Annotated in this window: 15 protein-coding genes; 4 read left to right on the top strand and 11 right to left on the bottom strand. The window is 70.5% G+C overall.

Annotation, left to right across the window (positions count from 1 at the left end; all coding sequences use genetic code 11):
• Positions 1–78 precede the first annotated feature (78 nt).
• From E1181_RS17635 to E1181_RS17625, 3 genes are read right to left on the bottom strand one after another with little or no spacing between them, the layout of a single operon-like run.
• Complete coding sequence (locus tag E1181_RS17635) at positions 79–921, bottom strand: HalD/BesD family halogenase (RefSeq protein WP_132676141.1); 843 nt, start codon at positions 919–921, stop codon at positions 79–81.
• Positions 918–2,771, bottom strand: a complete 1,854-nt coding sequence (locus E1181_RS17630) for a CocE/NonD family hydrolase (RefSeq protein WP_132676139.1) — start codon at positions 2,769–2,771, stop codon at positions 918–920. The genes E1181_RS17635 and E1181_RS17630 overlap by 4 nt, the downstream gene beginning before the upstream one ends.
• Before the next feature lie 49 nt (positions 2,772–2,820).
• Complete coding sequence (locus E1181_RS17625) at positions 2,821–3,474, bottom strand: FadR/GntR family transcriptional regulator (protein ID WP_132676137.1); 654 nt, start codon at positions 3,472–3,474, stop codon at positions 2,821–2,823.
• A gap of 194 nt (positions 3,475–3,668) precedes the next feature.
• Between E1181_RS17625 and E1181_RS17620 the strand changes: the two genes are divergently transcribed.
• Together E1181_RS17620 and E1181_RS17615 are read left to right on the top strand one after the other, a co-directional pair.
• Positions 3,669–4,685 carry an MBL fold metallo-hydrolase gene (locus tag E1181_RS17620; RefSeq protein WP_132676135.1) on the top strand — a complete coding sequence of 339 codons (1,017 nt, stop codon included), beginning with the start codon at positions 3,669–3,671 and terminating at the stop codon, positions 4,683–4,685.
• 176 nt (positions 4,686–4,861) lie between these two features.
• On the top strand, positions 4,862–5,140 hold the full coding sequence (locus tag E1181_RS17615; RefSeq protein ID WP_132676133.1) for a DUF3040 domain-containing protein: 279 nt from the start codon (positions 4,862–4,864) through the stop codon (positions 5,138–5,140).
• Positions 5,141–5,144: 4 nt separating this feature from the next.
• Here E1181_RS17615 and E1181_RS17610 read toward each other — a convergent pair whose 3' ends face one another.
• The 4 genes from E1181_RS17610 to E1181_RS17595 all read right to left on the bottom strand — a co-directional run bounded on the left by E1181_RS17610 (position 5,145) and on the right by E1181_RS17595 (position 9,513).
• Positions 5,145–5,345: a DUF2795 domain-containing protein gene (locus E1181_RS17610; RefSeq protein ID WP_132676131.1), complete on the bottom strand. Its 201-nt coding sequence runs from the start codon at positions 5,343–5,345 to the stop codon at positions 5,145–5,147.
• Positions 5,346–5,403: 58 nt separating this feature from the next.
• Positions 5,404–7,224 carry a transketolase gene (locus E1181_RS17605; RefSeq protein WP_132676129.1) on the bottom strand — a complete coding sequence of 607 codons (1,821 nt, stop codon included), beginning with the start codon at positions 7,222–7,224 and terminating at the stop codon, positions 5,404–5,406.
• 150 nt (positions 7,225–7,374) lie between these two features.
• The gene (locus E1181_RS17600; protein ID WP_132676127.1) at positions 7,375–7,884 is read right to left on the bottom strand and encodes an ATP-binding protein; all 510 of its coding nucleotides are present in this window, start codon (positions 7,882–7,884) and stop codon (positions 7,375–7,377) included.
• A 378-nt stretch (positions 7,885–8,262) separates the two neighbouring features.
• Positions 8,263–9,513, bottom strand: coding sequence for an aminotransferase family protein (locus E1181_RS17595; RefSeq protein ID WP_132676125.1), 1,251 nt, complete (start codon positions 9,511–9,513; stop codon positions 8,263–8,265).
• Positions 9,514–9,823: 310 nt separating this feature from the next.
• Between E1181_RS17595 and ssuE the strand changes: the two genes are divergently transcribed.
• On the top strand, positions 9,824–10,384 hold the full coding sequence (gene ssuE, locus E1181_RS17590; RefSeq protein ID WP_132676123.1) for an NADPH-dependent FMN reductase: 561 nt from the start codon (positions 9,824–9,826) through the stop codon (positions 10,382–10,384).
• A gap of 106 nt (positions 10,385–10,490) precedes the next feature.
• On the opposite strand, the gene E1181_RS17585 is transcribed toward ssuE, so the two are convergent.
• Together E1181_RS17585 and E1181_RS17580 are read right to left on the bottom strand one after the other, a co-directional pair.
• On the bottom strand, positions 10,491–11,066 hold the full coding sequence (locus tag E1181_RS17585) for a TetR/AcrR family transcriptional regulator (RefSeq protein WP_132676121.1): 576 nt from the start codon (positions 11,064–11,066) through the stop codon (positions 10,491–10,493).
• A 10-nt stretch (positions 11,067–11,076) separates the two neighbouring features.
• Positions 11,077–12,528: an MFS transporter gene (locus E1181_RS17580; RefSeq protein WP_132676119.1), complete on the bottom strand. Its 1,452-nt coding sequence runs from the start codon at positions 12,526–12,528 to the stop codon at positions 11,077–11,079.
• A gap of 236 nt (positions 12,529–12,764) precedes the next feature.
• On the opposite strand from E1181_RS17580, the gene E1181_RS17575 reads away from it, so the two are divergent.
• Entirely contained in the window at positions 12,765–13,424 is a 660-nt protein-coding gene (locus E1181_RS17575) for a hypothetical protein (RefSeq protein WP_132676117.1), read from the top strand.
• A gap of 180 nt (positions 13,425–13,604) precedes the next feature.
• Here the strand turns inward: E1181_RS17575 and E1181_RS17570 are convergent, their stop codons facing one another.
• Both E1181_RS17570 and E1181_RS17565 read right to left on the bottom strand, forming a co-directional pair.
• Complete coding sequence (locus tag E1181_RS17570; protein WP_132676115.1) at positions 13,605–15,017, bottom strand: amidase; 1,413 nt, start codon at positions 15,015–15,017, stop codon at positions 13,605–13,607.
• A 64-nt stretch (positions 15,018–15,081) separates the two neighbouring features.
• Positions 15,082–15,882 carry an exodeoxyribonuclease III gene (locus tag E1181_RS17565; RefSeq protein WP_132676113.1) on the bottom strand — a complete coding sequence of 267 codons (801 nt, stop codon included), beginning with the start codon at positions 15,880–15,882 and terminating at the stop codon, positions 15,082–15,084.
• Positions 15,883–16,248 lie beyond the last annotated feature (366 nt).

The raw sequence follows: 16,248 nt of genomic DNA, 5'->3' as shown, positions 1-16,248 counted from the left end.
CCTGTTTCGAAGTGGCGGAGCCACTCTCGTCCTGGTGAGCCCCGAGCGGCTCGCACCGCCGGGGCTTCGACGAACGCCTCAGTCGAGCAGGTCGTCGGTGCGGGCGGTGGTCCCGTGAGCCGCGGTCACCCGGCCGAACAGCTGCCGGGTGCGTTCCGCGGATCCCACCACCCCTGGACGATCACTGTAGGCGAAGATCGCCGAATGCCGGGCGACTTCCCCTGCCACGGCGCTGACCCGGTGCAACGCGTACCGGCCGTGGAACAGCTGCAGATCACCCGGTCGCAGCGGCAGTTGGCGCACTCGGTCCCGGCCGCCGTTGATCACCTCGCCGACGTCGGCGAAGTTCTCCGACTCGGCCGAGCGGATGTGCGGGCAGTACTCGAAGACCCCGCCGTCCTGCGGCTGCTGGGTGAGCATGCTGACCGCGAACTCGTTGGTGTCGAAGTGCCACGGGTGCTCTTTGCCCGGGTTGACGATGTTGACCACGAGCCCCGCCAGCGGGTCCTCCAGCGGGTGGATCCGGGGCCGTTCCAGGCAGTCGGCGAGGAAGCGCTGGAACAGCTCGTCGGTGTAGAGCCGGTGGATGAGGTGCTCGGCCGGGATGTCCTCGCGCGCCACGAAGGCGTTGCCGCGCAACGTGGTCCGCCTCGCCGGGTGCCAGTCGGGCAGCGAGTCGTCGGGCGCGGTGTTGTAGACGTTGACCGTCTGCTCCTCGTAGTACGCGCGATCGGCGATGCTCGCGCACTCGGCTCGCAGCGCCTCCCGGTGCTCGGCGGCCACGAAGTCGCGCAGCACGCTGCACCCGGATTCGCGCAGTTCCGCGCGCACGCGCTCCACCGCCCGGACCCAGCCCTCGCCGCCGGGATCGTGGAGCGGGTAGCGGGCGGTGTCGACGATGTCGGTGACCGCAACGGTCATCGGGTTCCCTCCGTGGCCGGGATGACGGGCAGCGTGATCTCCGAAGGATGCTCCGGGGAGTTGTGGATGGCAACGGGCGACAGCGCGGCGGGCAGGTCGCGCACCGTCGGCAGCAGGTGCGGAACGTCGAAGGCCTGCACCGAGATCCGCAGCTTGTGGCCGGGCGGGATGACCGCGGCGGTCGGGAACACCTCGACGTCGATCGGCTCGACCTCGCTGGGTTCCATGGTGCGCTGGGCATCCTTGGTGAACGGGTGGAACGGCTGGATCAGCTCGCCGTCGAGGTAGCGCGAGCGCGACTCGTCGAGGGCTCGGTGGGAGAGCACCTGCCAGCCTCCGGTGAGCCGGTTGACCGCGCCGTCGGGTGCCACCGAGGACACCGACACCGACAGCATCCCGTTGCCGGTGGGCGTGGAGGCGTGGAGGTGGGCGTTGATCGGCCCGCGCATCCGCATCGCCTCGGTCATCGGCTCGGTATCGAACACCGCGCCGGAGAGGTCGTTCCACCGGTTGTCGTGGCACAGCTGCGCGATGCCGATGGCGTTGGGCATTCCCGCGGTCCACTGGTTGGTCGAGCGCGTGCACAGCCCGGAGACGGGCAGCGGTGCGACGGTGCTCTGACCCGGTTGCGGGTCGGAGTCCACGAGCCCGCCGGGCAGTCCGGGCAGCGAGGTGCCGGAGAGCTGGAAGCTGCGGGCGCGCTGCTCACCGATCCACTGGTCGGCCTCGAACCACTGCCCGGAGCCGATCTCGTGGTAGGTCAGCGGCGGGATGTCGGTGTCCAGCGACGGATCGGCCTGCCCGCGCACGTGGTGGTCGAACCAGCGCAACTGGAGCTCCTGCAGCGTGCCGTGCCCGGCCTCGGCGACGCCGTCCCCGCTGCCCTGCAGGTGGTCCCACGGCCCGAAGATCATCTTCACCGGGACGCCGCGCTGCCGCAGGCTGTCGAACACCATCGGCGTGCCGCGCTGGAACAGGTCGTACTCGCCACCGACCAGGAAGGTCGGGACGTCGATGCGGTCGAGGACGCTCGCGGGGGAGCGCTCGGCGTAGAACGGGCCGTCGAAGGCGGCGTTGAGGCCGAGGGTGGCCTCCAGCAGCGTCGGCGCGGTGAAGCTCGTGGCGCCCTGGACGCGGTCGAGGTACATCTGCAGCGCGTTGTCCGGCTCGGCCGGGCCGTAAGCCGGTGGGATCAGCCCGGTTCCGGTGACCAGGCCCATCCACAGCGGGATGAATCCGACGTCCAGCGCGCCGCCGGAGGCGACCACGTCGCGGTAGGTGTCCACCGCCGGGACCTGCGGGAAGATCGCCTTGAGCCCGGGTGGCCGGTTGCCCGCCGCGAACAGCTGGCTGATGCCCATGTACGACGCGCCGTGCATGCCGACCGCGCCGTTGCTCCACGGCCGATCCGGGGAGGCCGCCCAGTTCACGATCTCGCCGGAGTCGGCGTTCTCCCGCGCGCTGAACGCCTGCCAGTCACCGCCGGAGGAGCCGGTGCCGCGAGCGTCGACCGTGACGTGCACGTAGCCGCGCTTGACGAAGAAGTCCGGGTCACCGTCGATCGCCGCGGCACCAGGACCGCTGATGACGGACTTGTTGTAGGCGGTGATGGTCAGCAGCACGGGGAACCGGCCCTCGACCGGGTCGCCCTCGGCGTCGGCCGGGCGTCGCACGTCGGCGCGCAGGACGGTGCCGTCGGACATCGGGACCTCGACGTCGGTCTCGGACACCGAGCCCGGGTGGTCCTCGGCTCGGGCCGTCCATCCGGACGTCGGCGCGGCATCGGCGGCGGTGAGACCGGTGAGCCCGGTCAGCAGGGCGAGGAGCAGGGCCAGCAATGAGCGACGCATTCAGACCTCCCGGGAATTCCGGGAGATCAACGATCATGCGCAGCCGAGGTTACGCGGTTCGCGGCCGGTTCTGCTGAGAACGCAGGTGAGCGGCCATGACTCGGCGCGCCTCGGCCGGGTCGCCGGCCTCGATCGCGGTCAGCAGCCGCTCGTGCCGCGCGATCGCGCCGCGGTCGGTCTCCACGGGCAGCTCGGCGAGCAGCCGCATGAACGGTTCGAAGAGCAGCGGGACGAAGGCGTTGCCGGTGGCGCGCACGATCGCCTGGTGGAAGGCGATGTGGGCGGTGGCGTGCGCTTCGGGCGTTCCGGCCTCGCGCATGTTCCGCAGCTGCTCGCGCAGGCGCCGCAGATCGGCGTCGGTGCGCTTGATCGTGGCGAGCTCGGCGATCCCGGACTCCAGCATCCGCCGCGCTTCGTGGATCCCGGCGACGACCTCGGGATCGGCGCCGGGGGAGGTCGCGGCGCGGATCATCGGGTGAAGCGAGGTCCACTCGGCCGGCGGATTGACGTAGGTGCCTCGTCCGCGCTCGATGCGCACGACGTTCTGCACCCGCAGTGCCTTGACGGCCTCGCGCACGGTCAGCCGGCTCATCGAGAACAGCTCGGCGAGCTCGGGTTCGGAGGGCAGCGCGGCACCGGGCGGGTATGTCCCGTCGATGATCGACCCGAGAAGCTGTTCGGACAGCTCTTCCGGCAACGACACGCGGTCTCCGCCCGTTCGCGATCTCCACACCGCGAGAACCCGCGGTTCTCGCGCCAACAAGGTCACCACGTCCACAGTGGACTCGTGGGTGATCCGGATCCGGGGAGTCTACTGCACCAGTGAGCGTTGCCACACACCAACCGGTTGGTATGTGTGGTAGAGCTGGTGGATCGGGTCTCTGGAGGTGTGTCGCCATGGGTGAGTCGCGCTACGAGTGGATGGAGCCGGGGGCGTTCGAGGTGGCGCCGGGCGTGCACCGCATCCCGCTGCCGCTGCCCAACGACGGCCTCCGCGCGGTCAACGTCTACGCCATCGCCGACGGCGACTCGCTGACCCTCGTCGACGGCGGCTGGGCCCTGGACGAATCCCGCCAGCAGCTCGACGCCGCGCTCGCCCAGATCGGCGCCGGTGCCGGCGACATCACCCGCTTCCTGGTCACCCACGCGCACCGCGACCACTACACGCAGGCGCTCACGCTGCGCCGCGAGTTCGGCTCCGAGGTGATGCTCGGCGAGGAGGAGCGGCACACCCTCGACCGGCTGATGTCCCCTGACCACCGGTCCATGGACCGCCAGCTGGAACTCCTGACCGAGCACGGCGCCAAGCCGGTCCGCGACGCGCTGCTGAGCGTGCGCTCGGACGCGCCGCGCAATCACGTCTGGGAGAAGCCCGACGCCTGGATCAACGCCACCACCGACCTCGGCCTGTCCGACCGGCAGCTGCGCGCCATGCCCACGCCCGGGCACACCCGCGGCCACCTGGTGTTCCTGGAGGAGCAGGCGGGGCTGATGTTCGCCGGCGATCACGTGCTGCCGCACATCACCCCGTCCATCGGCTTCGAGCAGGCCCCCACCGCGAGCCCGCTGCGCGACTACCTGGCCTCGTTGCGGCTGGTGCGCGGCCTGCCGGACATGCGGCTGCTGCCCGCTCACGGGCCCGTTACCGACAGCGTCCACGACCGGGTCGACGAGCTCCTGGCCCACCACGACGCGCGGCTGGTGGCCACCGCCGCTGTCGTCGCGGCCGGTGCGAGCACGGCCTACGAGGCCGCTCGGGCGCTGACCTGGACCCGTCGCGAGCGCGCCTTCGACGACCTCGACGTGTTCAACCAGATGATGGCGGTGCTCGAAACGGCGGCGCACCTGGACGTCCTGGTCCTGCAGGACGAGCTCGGCGCGCAGCGCGTCGGAGGAGTTCTGCACTACTCGTAGCCATCGGCGACGGAGCGTGATCGCCGGGCGGACCATCGGCGGGCCGAAATCACCCGACTGAGCGTAGGGGCGGCAGGCGATCACGTGCGAGCCTGGATGAGCTCCACGGGCCGCGTGCGGCAGTTGAGGAGCGAGTACCTCGTTGGGGTCAAAGGGGACGTCACTAGGAGCTCGTCATGTTGAGCAAGCACGAGCGGGACATGCTCGCCGAGATCGAAACGGCGCTGGAGTCCGCAGACCCTGAGCTCGCGGAGAAGTTCGAGCGGTTCGAAGGTGAGCCGGGCTGGGGCCTGATGCGCCGCGTCCTGGTGTTCACCGCGCTCACGCTGACCGCGATGCTGTCGTTGCTGTCCTTGGCCAGCGGCCTGGTGTGGACCTCGGCGGCGCTGGGCATGATCACTGCCGCCGGCGCCATCGCGGCGTGCTTCACCGGACGCCAGCACAAGGAGACGTGACTCGTCAGTCGTGCATCGGGTGCGGCAGGGCCTGCAGCACCGTGTCGGCCTCGACGTAGGTGCCCTCGGGCAGCTCGTCGAGGCGGTCCATCTGCTCAGGACCGGCCCCGAGCTCCGCGCACTGCTGCACGATCTCCCGCTTGGTCGCGGGGAACCGGACGTGGCAGAGCACCCGCAGCATGTCCGCGCGATCGGCCAGCACCATGATTCCTCCGTTCAGAAACCTCGCCCACCAACTACCCGGGCCGAACGCGCGGAAACCCTCAGGACGCCAGTTCGCGGGCCTTCTCGGCGATGGCGGTGGCGTCGATGCGGGCCTGGCCGAGCAGCTCAGCGGGCTGACCTGAACCGGGCATCTCGTGCACGGCGAGCGTGCGCACCTGCGCGGGCTGGTCGGCCAGCGCGCTGAGCACCGCTTCACCGAGACCGCCCTCGGGCCAGTGGTCCTCGGCGGTGACCAGTCCTGCCGTTTCGGAAGCGGCGCGCCGCAGCGTGCCGGAGTCGACGGGTTTGACCGAGTACAGGTCGATCACCCGTGCCTCGATGCCCTCGTGCGCCAGGACGTCCGCGGCCTTGACCGCCTCGTGCAGCGTGACCCCGGCACCGACCAGCGTCACGTCGTCGCCGTCGCGCACCACCTTGGAGCCGCCGATCGGGAACTGCTCTCCGGCCGGGTAGATCACCGGCATCGCACCGCGGCTGGTGCGCAGGTAGCTGATGCCGGGCAGGTCCGCCATCGCCGTCACCAGCTGCACGGTCTGGTTGGCGTCGCACGGGTAGAGCACCGTGCTGCCGTGCACCGCGCGGAACGCGGCCAGGTCCTCCAGCGCCATCTGCGACGGGCCGTCCTCGCCGATCGCCACGCCGGCGTGCGAACCCATCAGCCGCAGGTCGGCCCGGCTCACCGCGGCCATCCGGACGAAGTCGTAGGCGCGGGAGAGGAACGCGGCGAAGGTCGAGGCGAACGCGCACCACCCGCGGACCTGCATTCCCACCGCGGCGGCGATGAGCTGCTGCTCGGCGATGTACATCTCGAAGTACCGGTCCGGGTGGGCATCCCGGAACAGCTCCGCGAAGGTCGAGTTCGACACCTCGCCGTCCATGGCCACCACGTCCCCGCGCCGGTCGCCCAGGGCGGCCAGCGCCTGCCCGTAGGCCTTGCGGGTGGCCAGCTCGGTGCCCTCCTCGAAGGCGGGCAGCCCGCCGCTCCCGGTGTCGAACACGTGCGGCTTGGCGTCGGCGTCGGGCTTGGCGGGCTTGACCCGCAGGTCGCGCAGCCCGCCGAGCTCGACGATCGATTCCTCGGCGTGCGCCAGCGGTTTTCCGTGGAAACCGGGTTTGTCGGCGACTTCGGCGACGCCCTTGCCCTTCTGGGTGGCGGCGATGATCGCGACCGGGCGGCCGTCGCCGTCCTCGGCCTGGGTCAGCGCTGATTCGATCTCGTCGAGGTCGTGACCGTCGATCTCGATCGTGCGCCAGCCGGCCGCCTGGGCTCGGGCGGAGTAGGAGGTGAGGTCCCATCCGTGCATGGTGGGTCCGGTCTGGCCAAGGCGGTTGACGTCGATGATCGCGATCAGGTTGTCCAGCTGCTCGTGCCCGGCGTGCTCCAAGGCTTCCCACACCGAGCCCTCGGTCATCTCGCTGTCACCGCAGAGCACCCAGACCCGGTAGGGCAGCCGGTCCAGCCGCTTGCCCGCCAGCGCGAGGCCCACGCCGATGGGCAAGCCCTGGCCCAGGGAACCGGTCGCCACGTCCACCCACGGCAGGATCGGTGTCGGGTGGCCTTCGAGCCGGCTGCCGAACTTGCGGAAGGTCAGCAGCTCGTCGTCCTCGACGGCGCCGACCGCTTTGAACGCGGCGTACTGCAGCGGCGAGGCGTGGCCCTTGGAGAAGATCAGGTGATCGTTCGCCGGGTTGTCCGGGCGGTCGAAGTCCAGCCGCAGGTGTCCGTCGAGCAGCACCGCCAGCAGGTCGGCCGCCGACATCGACGAGGTGGGGTGCCCGGAACCGGCGGCCGTGCTGGCCCGAACCGAGTCCACCCGCAGCTGCTGAGCCAGTTCGGAGCGGAAGAGTGACTGGTCCATGCTCCGAAAGGTGCCCGTGGTTCGGCCCGGCGAAACAAGGCCCAGGTCAACCAGCCCGCGCCGGAGCCGGTGTGAGGAGACCGGCGGAGCCGTCGTTTCAGGCGCGGGACTCAACCGGCGCCGCCGAGCGGGGTGACCGCTCGGCGGGTGTCAGTCCAAGCCGCCGTTGCTCAGTCCGGAGAGCAGGCGCTTGATGACCTCGGGGTCGACCTCGGCGGTCTCCTCGGTGGTCTGCGGCGCCATCGCGTTCTTCTTGCGGGAGCGGCGGGGGAGCGGGACGGAGTCGGCCTTGACGCCGCTGGGCAGCGGCATCTCGCACCACACCAGGGTGCCGCCGGCGCGCAGCGCGGTCGCACCGCAGCGGCCTTCGGCGAACCCGGGCGCGAGCTGCGGGGGAACGGTGGCCTGCTCGTCCTGGACCTCGGCGACGAGGCTCTCACCGCTCAAGCGCAGGCGGACGGTGATGAAGCCGGGGTTCTTCTGGTCGGCGGCGTCCACGGCGGCGGTCACCAGGGCGCCGGTGAGTTGCGTGGCGATGTCGGTCATCTCGCGCAGAGACCACTCGGCCAGGGAGAACCGCACGAACATCTCGGTGCAGTTCACCGCGCTCGGGAGCGCGATCAGTCGAAGGTCGTCGACTTGTGCGGTCTGAGTGTTCACCTGGTTGAGTTCCTCCGTCCGCCCCCACTGCGCTTTCGATCACCCGGAAGCCGTATTTTGCCAACTCTACTGGGTGGCTTGTACGCAGGGGCCCTTTTGCTTTCGGCTTTGCCGTTCACCGATCGGCCCGGGATCGGCGGGCCGCCGCGAACATCGCAACCGCCGCCGACAGCCTTCTCCATCTGCGACGACGCACGATCTGGTGAAAAACGTACGTGACGAAAGCAGGTCGGGACCACCTCCGGACGTATCGGTTCCACAACGGGGAAGTTCCAGACGGATGGCCGCTGTAATAACCGAGGGTGTGAACGGCGATCGGGCGCCGCGCGTGTCGGAGCGGCCACGGCGTGTCGAGGCCGCTCCGACAACCTCTGCGCGTCAGGCCAAGGAGTCGAGACCCTCCGCGAACGCCTTGCCGATGAGGCCGATCTCGTCCTCGGTGATGATCAGCGGCGGCGAGACCGCCAGCGCCTTGCCCAGCGGGCGGACGATCACCCCGAGCTCGCGGATCTTCTTCTGCAGCTTGGGCAGACCGCCCGCCTGCAGCGCTTCCGCGGTGAGCTCGACGGCGCCGAGCAGCCCGACGCCACCGCGCACCTCGGCGACCGCCGGGTGGTCGGCGACGCTGTTGAGCGCGTCGTGCAGCGGCTGCTCCAGCTCGTCGGAGCGCTGGATGAGCTTCTCGCGCTCCAGGATGTCGAGGTTGGCCATGGCCGCGGCCGCCACCGTGGGGTGGCCCGAGTAGGTGGCGCCGTGGCGGAACACCCGGCCCGGCTCCTCCCAGAACGGCTCGGCGACGTGCTCGGCCACGACCACACCGCCCAGCGGCAGGTAACCGCTGGTCACGCCCTTGGCGAAGGTGATCATGTCGGGCTGCAGGCCCCAGCGCTCGACGCCGAACCAGGTGCCCACCCGGCCGAAGCCGCAGATCACCGAGTCGGCGACGAACAGGATCCCGTTCTCGGCGCAGATCTTGGCGATGGCCTCCAGGTAGCCCGGTTCCGGTGGGTGGAGACCGCCCGCGCCCATCACCGGCTCGGCGAAGAACGCCGCGATCTTCTCGGCGCCGATGCGGTCGATGGCCTCGCGCAGGCTCTCGGCGTCGTCGTGCGCCACCCGGCCGGTCTCGGGGACCAGCTGACCGAACCCGGCCTGGTTGGCCTCGATGCCGCCGATGCTGGTGCCCATGCCGTTGGTGCCGTGGTAGGCGTTGCCGCGGCTGAGGATGTGGGTGCGCTGCGGCTGCCCGCGCTGCGCCCAGTACTGCCGCGCGAGCTTCGCGGCCGTGTCGATGGCCTCGCCGCCACCGGTGGTCAGGAAGATCTTGGCGCCCGGCATCGGGGAGAGCTCGGACAGTCGCGTGGCCAGCGCCTCGGCGGGCGGGTTGGTGTAGTCGTTGAAGACGAAGTAGGACTCCAGCTCCCGCATCTGCGCGGCGGCGGCCTCGACGATCTCGGTGCGGCCGTGCCCGGCGTTGGCGTACCAGAGGCTCGCGGTGCCGTCGAGGTAGCGGCGCCCGGAGTCGTCGTAGATCCAGACTCCCTCGGCCTTGGTCACGCAGAAGCTGCTGCTCTTGACCTCGAACATGTCCGCGAACGGGTGCCACAGCGCGGTCTGGCTTGATGACATGAATCCTCCTTCGTAGTTCGCCCGACAGCTTCGTCTCCCGGACACCTCCATGGCCAGAGGCGCGGACGGGGAGTTCGGCCGCCGGCGTCCGCCAGATGAGATCGGGCGACCGCTCGTTGACACCGCAAGCGCACCGCCAAGACGATGGGGTCCGTGACCACTCCGAGACTCAGCAGGCGGATGCACGTCGACTTGCGGCGCGTGACGGCGCAGGGCTGTCGCTCCTGACGAAACCACGAAGTCAGGGGTGACGCCGCATCCGGCCGAACCCGGTAACGGTCCGCAGAGGGCCAGATTCAGGGAGCAGCTCGTGTCCACCGTCCTGGTCATTTCCGGAAGTCCGTCGCGCACCTCGAAGACGGAGAAGATCGGCGAGCACATCGCGCAGCGGCTGGCCGCGGCCGGGCGCACCACCGAACACCTCCGGGTTCGGACCCTGCCGGCCGAGGCGCTGCTGAGCGCCGACGTCTCCGACCCGGCGATCTCCGTGGCGGTCGAGCAGGTCGCGGCGGCCGATGGCATCGTGCTGGCCACGCCGACCTACAAGGCCGCCTACTCGGGTCTGCTGAAGTCGTTCCTGGACCTGCTGCCGCAGTTCGGATTCGCGGGCAAGGCCGTGCTGCCGCTGGCCACCGGCGGCAGCGTCGCGCACGTGCTGGCCATCGACTACGCGCTGCGCCCGGTGGTGCACTCGCTGGGCGCCCGGCACGCCGTGCAGAGCTTTTTCCTGCTCGACAAGCACCTCTCGCTGGTCGGGGAGGAGCTGGCCGTGCACGACGACAGCGCGGGACCGCTGGCCGACGTCATCGAGCAGTTCGGCAAGGCGCTCGACGGCATCCCGCACGCCACGGTGCTGGGTCGCTCCGCCTAACAGTGTTCTTGGTTGTTTTGCTTGGCGGTGCGGGTGTCAGAAACCGCGGCGGTGCGAGCTGAGTCCCACACCTGGAACAGCGGCTACGCCGCGCTCTTAACAACACCTAGAGCGGGCCGTCGATCCACCGTTGGATCAGCGGTGCGGTGAGGGCCACGAGCTCTTCTGTGGGCTCGGCGCTGATCGCTTGGGTGCGCAGCACCAGGCGCGCGGCGCCGAGCCCCATCAGGTGGCTGCACACCAGCTCGGCGCGCAGTCGCGCCCGGGGGCCGTCGAGACGATCGGCGAGCCGGGTGACCAGCTGGGACTCGAAGTTGTCGCGGAAGCGGCCGCCCGCCGGGCGCGACGAGGTGAACACCGCGCGCACGAGCGGATCGCCCTGGGTGCGCTCGTGGTAGTCCAGCAGCGTGCGCACCAGGTGCTCGCCGAGGTTCGGCAGCTCGCAGTCCAGCAGCCGCTCGGCGTCGTGCTCGAAACCCGAGGCCTGCGCGAACAGGTCTTCCTTGCTGCCGAAGTACTTGACCACCAGCGCGGCGCTGACGTCGGCGTCCGCGGCGATGTCGCGCAGCGTCACGTCGGCGTAACCGCAGGAGGAGAAGCGCCGCCTCGCCACCTTCAGGATGGTTTCCCGCGTGGCGCACGCGTCGCGGCGCTGCTCCTCGATCGACCCCGTGGTGGGCATGCACCTCAGGCTAGCGCGAGCCCCCCACCGCGAAGGCCACCCGATGGGTAACAGCCTCGTACCGAGGCGGTGCCGGGGTCGCCGCGGCGATGAGCGCGGCCACCAGTCCGGCGCCGCCGGCGACCACGAACACCCAGGAGTAGGCGTTGATCGAGGGGTAGGTCCCGCCGGCCACGTGCACCAGGGATCCGGTGGTCAGCGCGACCACGATCGCGCTGCACCCGGAGGTGCCGATCGACCGGGCCAGGCTGTTGAGCGCGTTGGCGGCGGCGGTCTCGGTGGTGGGCACGGACCGCATGATCAGCGCGGGCAGCGCGCCGTAGGCCAGGGCTCCGCCGATCGAGGCGATCGTCAGGTTCACCACCACGACCGACAGCGGATCGTGCAGCAGTGAACCGCCGAGGTTGCCCAGCGCCAGCACGCAGGCCCCGAGGATGAGCGTGGTGCGCGGACCGTAGCGGCGGGAGATCCGGGCCGAGACGGGGGAGAACAGGCCCATCGCGGCACCGATGGGCAGCAGGACCAGGCCCGCGACCACCAGCGACAGGCCGTATCCGTAGCCGGTCTCCGGCGGGGCCTGCAGCAGCTGCGAACCGACCAGGAAGCCGGTGAACATCGCGATGCCCACCAGCACGGACGCGATGTTGGTCAGCAGCACCGTCGGGCGCGCCGACACCCGCAGGTCCACCAGCGGCGCGGCGGTCCGCAGCTCGTAGGCGCCCCACAGCAGCAGGACGACCACGGCTCCGGCGAGAAGTCCGAGCACCAGGGCGCTCGACCAGCCCCATTCGTTGCCCTTGGAGATGGCCAGCAGCAGGCAGGTCAGCGCCGCCGAGAGCCCCACGGCGCCGACGAAGTCGAACTTCCCGCCCGTGCGCAGCGATGACTCCGGCACCACCCACAGGATCAGCGCGATCTCGACGAGGGCGAAGACCATCGCTCCGGCGAACAGCCAGTGCCAGTTGAGCTCCTGGGCGACCACACCGGTGATCGGCAGCCCGACCGCACCGCCGATGCCCAGCGTCGCGCTCATCAGCGCCACCCCGGAGCCCACGCGCTCCTCGGGCAGCTCGTCGCGCATGATGCTGATGCCCAGCGGCACCACGCCGACGGCCGCGCCCTGCAGCAGGCGGCCGACCAGCACCGCGGTGAAGTCGTCGCTGACCGCTCCGATCGCGCTGCCCACCGCCATCGTGGCCAGGGATAACAGCAGCATCCGGCGCTTGCCGTACATGTCGCCCAGCCGTCCGGTGACCGGCGCGCACACCGCGCCCGCGACGAGCGGGGCGGTGACCAGCCAGCCGGCGTTGGCGGCGGTGGTGTGGAGCAGGTGGGGGAACTCGGGGAGCAGAGGGACGACGAGGGTCTGCATCAGCGATACCGCGATCCCGCAGGAGGCGAGCACGATGATGACCACTTTCGAACTGCGCGTTGCGGACGAAGCGGACCCGGCGACGCTCATCAGACTCCTCACTCCCAGCGTGAACTCGTGTTCACCAGGTGAGTAAACCTGTGTTCACCACTGGATGCAAGGCGCCGGGTGTCCGATTTCGCGTGGCAGTCGCGAAAATTCACCGCCGTGACGTCCACTGTGGACACCAAGTGGGGGTGTCTTCCGGCGGGAGGCTGAGGCTCGACGTTGTAAACCCGAGGTTCACACTGATACTGTGAACCTCGGGTTTACAGAGAGGGGGAGTCGTGGCGGCACAGGAAGCAGCTCGGCTCGTCGAGCAGTTGGCCGCGGACGTCGTCGTGGAGGTCCGCGATCCCGGCCCGAAGGGCTCCGACGTGGGTGATGAGCAGCAGCGGCGGGCGGCCTCGCTCGCGCGGCTGCAGGCGGCGCTGGCCACCGAAGAGCTCGTGGCCGAGGCCGCGGCTCAGCAGACCGAGTCGGCGTCGGCCGAGAGCGTGTGGCTGGGCGCCAGCCTGGCCGACCTGAGCGCGGTCACCGGCAGGACCCGGCAGGCCGCGCGCAAGCGGTGGCCGGAGCTGGGGTCGATCCACCGGCGCCGCAAGTGGCTCGGCAACCACGTCGAGGACATCGCCCACATGGCGGGTCTGCTCGCCACCCACGCCGAAGACCTGGCTCCGGACTGGGGCAGGGGCGAGTTCATGAACCACGCGCGGCTGCTGCGCGAAGGGCTAGACCGGTGCGCCGAGGACTTCGCCGAGGACGCCCCGGTCGGCGGCGACCCGGCGCGACGCTGGCGGGACCTCGACGCGCTCGTCGACACCACCATGCGTCGGATCATCGAGACCGCGGGCGAGCCCGCCACGCCCGAAGCGGGCTTCGCCCTGCACGGTGCCACCGGCGTAGTCGGCTACTACGACCACGCCACGACCGCCGACCGCGGCTAGTTTCTTGATGGGTTGTTCTGCTTGGCGGTGCGGGTGGCGGAACCTGACACGTCTTCTGGCTGCGGGATCCGTTGCTGATGTATGTCCACTACACGGCGCAACGGCTGTCCTCGCCAGAAGACGTGTCAGAACCCGCGGCGGTGCGAGCTGAGTCCCACACCTGAAACGGCTCCGCGACGGTCAGAGCTGGGGGAGGACGGTGGCGTGGTGAGTGGCCCGCTCGAAGGCGTGGGCGATCTGCAGCAGACGCCGTTCGCCGCGGTGCGGGGCGACGAGCTGGATGCCGACCGGGAGGCCCTGCGGGGTGAAACCGGCCGGGACGGAGATCGCCGGGCAGCCGGTGGCTGAGATCCAGTACGCCGAGCGCATCCAGTCGAGGTAGGACGGCATGGCCACGCCGCCGATCTCGGTGGGGAACTCCAGGTCGATGTCGAACGGCGGCACCTGGCTCACCGGGAGCGCGAGCACGTCGTAGTGGCCGAAGAACTCGCGGACCCGGTGGTAGAGCCCGGCGTGGAGCCGTTCGGCGCGCCCCACGTCGGCACCGGTCAGCGCCCGTCCCGCGTCGATGTTGTCGCGCAGGCTGGGTTTGATCCGGTCCGGGTGGGCGTCGCGGAACTCGCCGAGGGCCAGCTCGAACTGCCAGGCGCGCAACGTCCGGAAGACCTCGTCAGCGCCGGTGAGGTCGGGCGCGGCCTCCTCCACGACCCCACCGAGGTCGGTGAGCACCTGCGCGGCCGGTTCCAGCACCGCCCGCACCTGCGGGTCCACCACGAGCTCGCCGCCGAGGTCCAGCGAGAACGCCACCCGCAGCCCGGACAGGTCGGTCTCCAGGGAGCCCTGGAACGCCGAGCCGGGCTCGCTGATCGCGATCGGGCTGCGGTCGTCGGGCCCGGCGATCGCCGAGAGCATCAGCGCCACGTCGGCGACGGTGCGGCCCATCGGGCCCTGCACCGACAGCGTCGACCACGCCGCGAGGTCCGGCCACGTCGGCACCCGGCCCGGTGCCGGCCGCAGGCCCACGACGTTGCAGAACGACGCCGGGTTGCGCAGCGAGCCGCCCATGTCGCTGCCGTCGGCGAGCGGCTGCATCCGGCAGGCCAGCGAGGCCGCCGCACCACCGCTGCTGCCGCCCGCCGAGCGGTCGAGGGCGTAGGGGTTGGCGGTGGTGCCGAAGACCGGGTTGAAGGTGTGCGAACCGGCCGCGAACTCGGGCACGTTCGTCTTGCCCATCGCGATCGTGCCCGCGGCCTTGAGCCGTTCCACGACGAGCTCGTCGCGGTCCGGGACGTTGTCGGCCAGCAGCGGTGAGCCGTAGGTCGTGCGGATGCCCGCGGTGTCGTGGGTGTCCTTGTGCGCGATCGGCAACCCGTGCAGCGGACCGACCTGGGCGCCCGAGGCCAGCCGCTCGTCGGCGGAGGCGGCCGCGGCCAGCGCCCGCTCGGGGTCCACCGAGACCAGGGCGTTGACTTTCGGGTTCAGCAGCTCGATGCGATCCAGGTGGGCCTGCATCACCTCGCGCGCCGAGACCTCCCGCGCCCGGATCAGCGCGGACAGTTCGGTGGCGGTGTGGTGGCAGAGCGAATCCGGCACGTCGTGGCTCCTCCTCGCAGCGTGGTTCGCCACGCAAGATAGCCGCCCGGACGTGCCGGGCGGATCAGCCCAGGTCGAGGTCGACGACCACCGGGGCGTGATCGGAGGTGCCCTTGCCCTTGCGCGCGTTGCGGTCGACGTAGGAGTCGGTGACCGCGCCGGTGAACGCCGCGTTGCCGTAGGCGAGGTCGATGCGCATGCCCTGGTTGTTCGGGAACCGCAGCGCCCGGTAGTCCCAGTAGGTGAACGGCACGTCGTACTTCAGCGCCCTCGGGTGCACCTCGGTCAGCCCGGACTCGGTCAGCGCGGTGAGCGCCTTGCGCTCCTCCGGGGTGACGTGGGTGCAGCCCTCGAAGGCGGCGATGTCCCACACGTCCTCGTCGTTGGGCGCGATGTTGAAGTCGCCCAGCACCGCCCACGGGCGGTCGGCGGCCAGCTCCTCGACCGCGGTGGCGCGCAGCGCCTCCAGCCAGCGCAGCTTGTAGTCGTAGTGGGCGTGCCCGACCTCGCGTCCGTTGGGCACGTAGACCGACCAGACGCGGACCCCGCCGCAGGTCGCGGCGACCGCGCGGGGCTCGGGCGTCTCGAACATGGAGCCGTCGGCCTGGAAGCCGGGCTGGTCGAGCAACCCTCGGCGGACGTCGGTCAGGCCGACCCGGGAGAGCACGGCGACGCCGTTCCAGCGGCCGGTCCCGTGCGCGGCGATCTCGTAGCCGAGCTCACCGACCTCGTCGAACGGGAAGGCGTCCTCGGCGCACTTGAGCTCCTGCAGGCACAGCACGTCGGGCTCGGCCGTGCCGAGCCAGTCCAGCAGCTTGGGCAGCCGGGCTCCTACCGAGTTGACGTTCCACGTGGCGATCCGCATGGCCGCAGCTTGGCACAGCCCCCCGACGCTCGGACCGGCTAGGTGCTGTTTGAGGACCCGGCGAAGCCGTTGTTTCAGGTGTGGGACGCAACCTGCACCGCCGCAGGTTCTGAGCGGTTTCGTGGTGAGTACGCCGGGACGCCGTGTCTTGGACATACATAAGGAGCGGCGCACGGAGTCCACGGAGCCGCTCAGGTTCTGCCACTGGCACCGCCAAGCAACGGAATTCCTCGACAGCTCCTAGTAGTGCTTTGTTAGGTCGGTAATCGGTGGATGTGTTGATGGCAGGTGGGGCAGGTGCCGGACCAGGTGGCGAGCAGGGTTTGTAGCTCGCGGATGATCTTGTAGAGGGTCAGGCTGCCCCAG

It is taken from the genome of Saccharopolyspora terrae (assembly GCF_004348435.1).
Lineage (GTDB): Bacteria > Actinomycetota > Actinomycetes > Mycobacteriales > Pseudonocardiaceae > Saccharopolyspora > Saccharopolyspora endophytica.
Note: the sequence above shows the minus strand (reverse complement) of the source record. Positions and strands in the feature narration are given on the sequence as shown.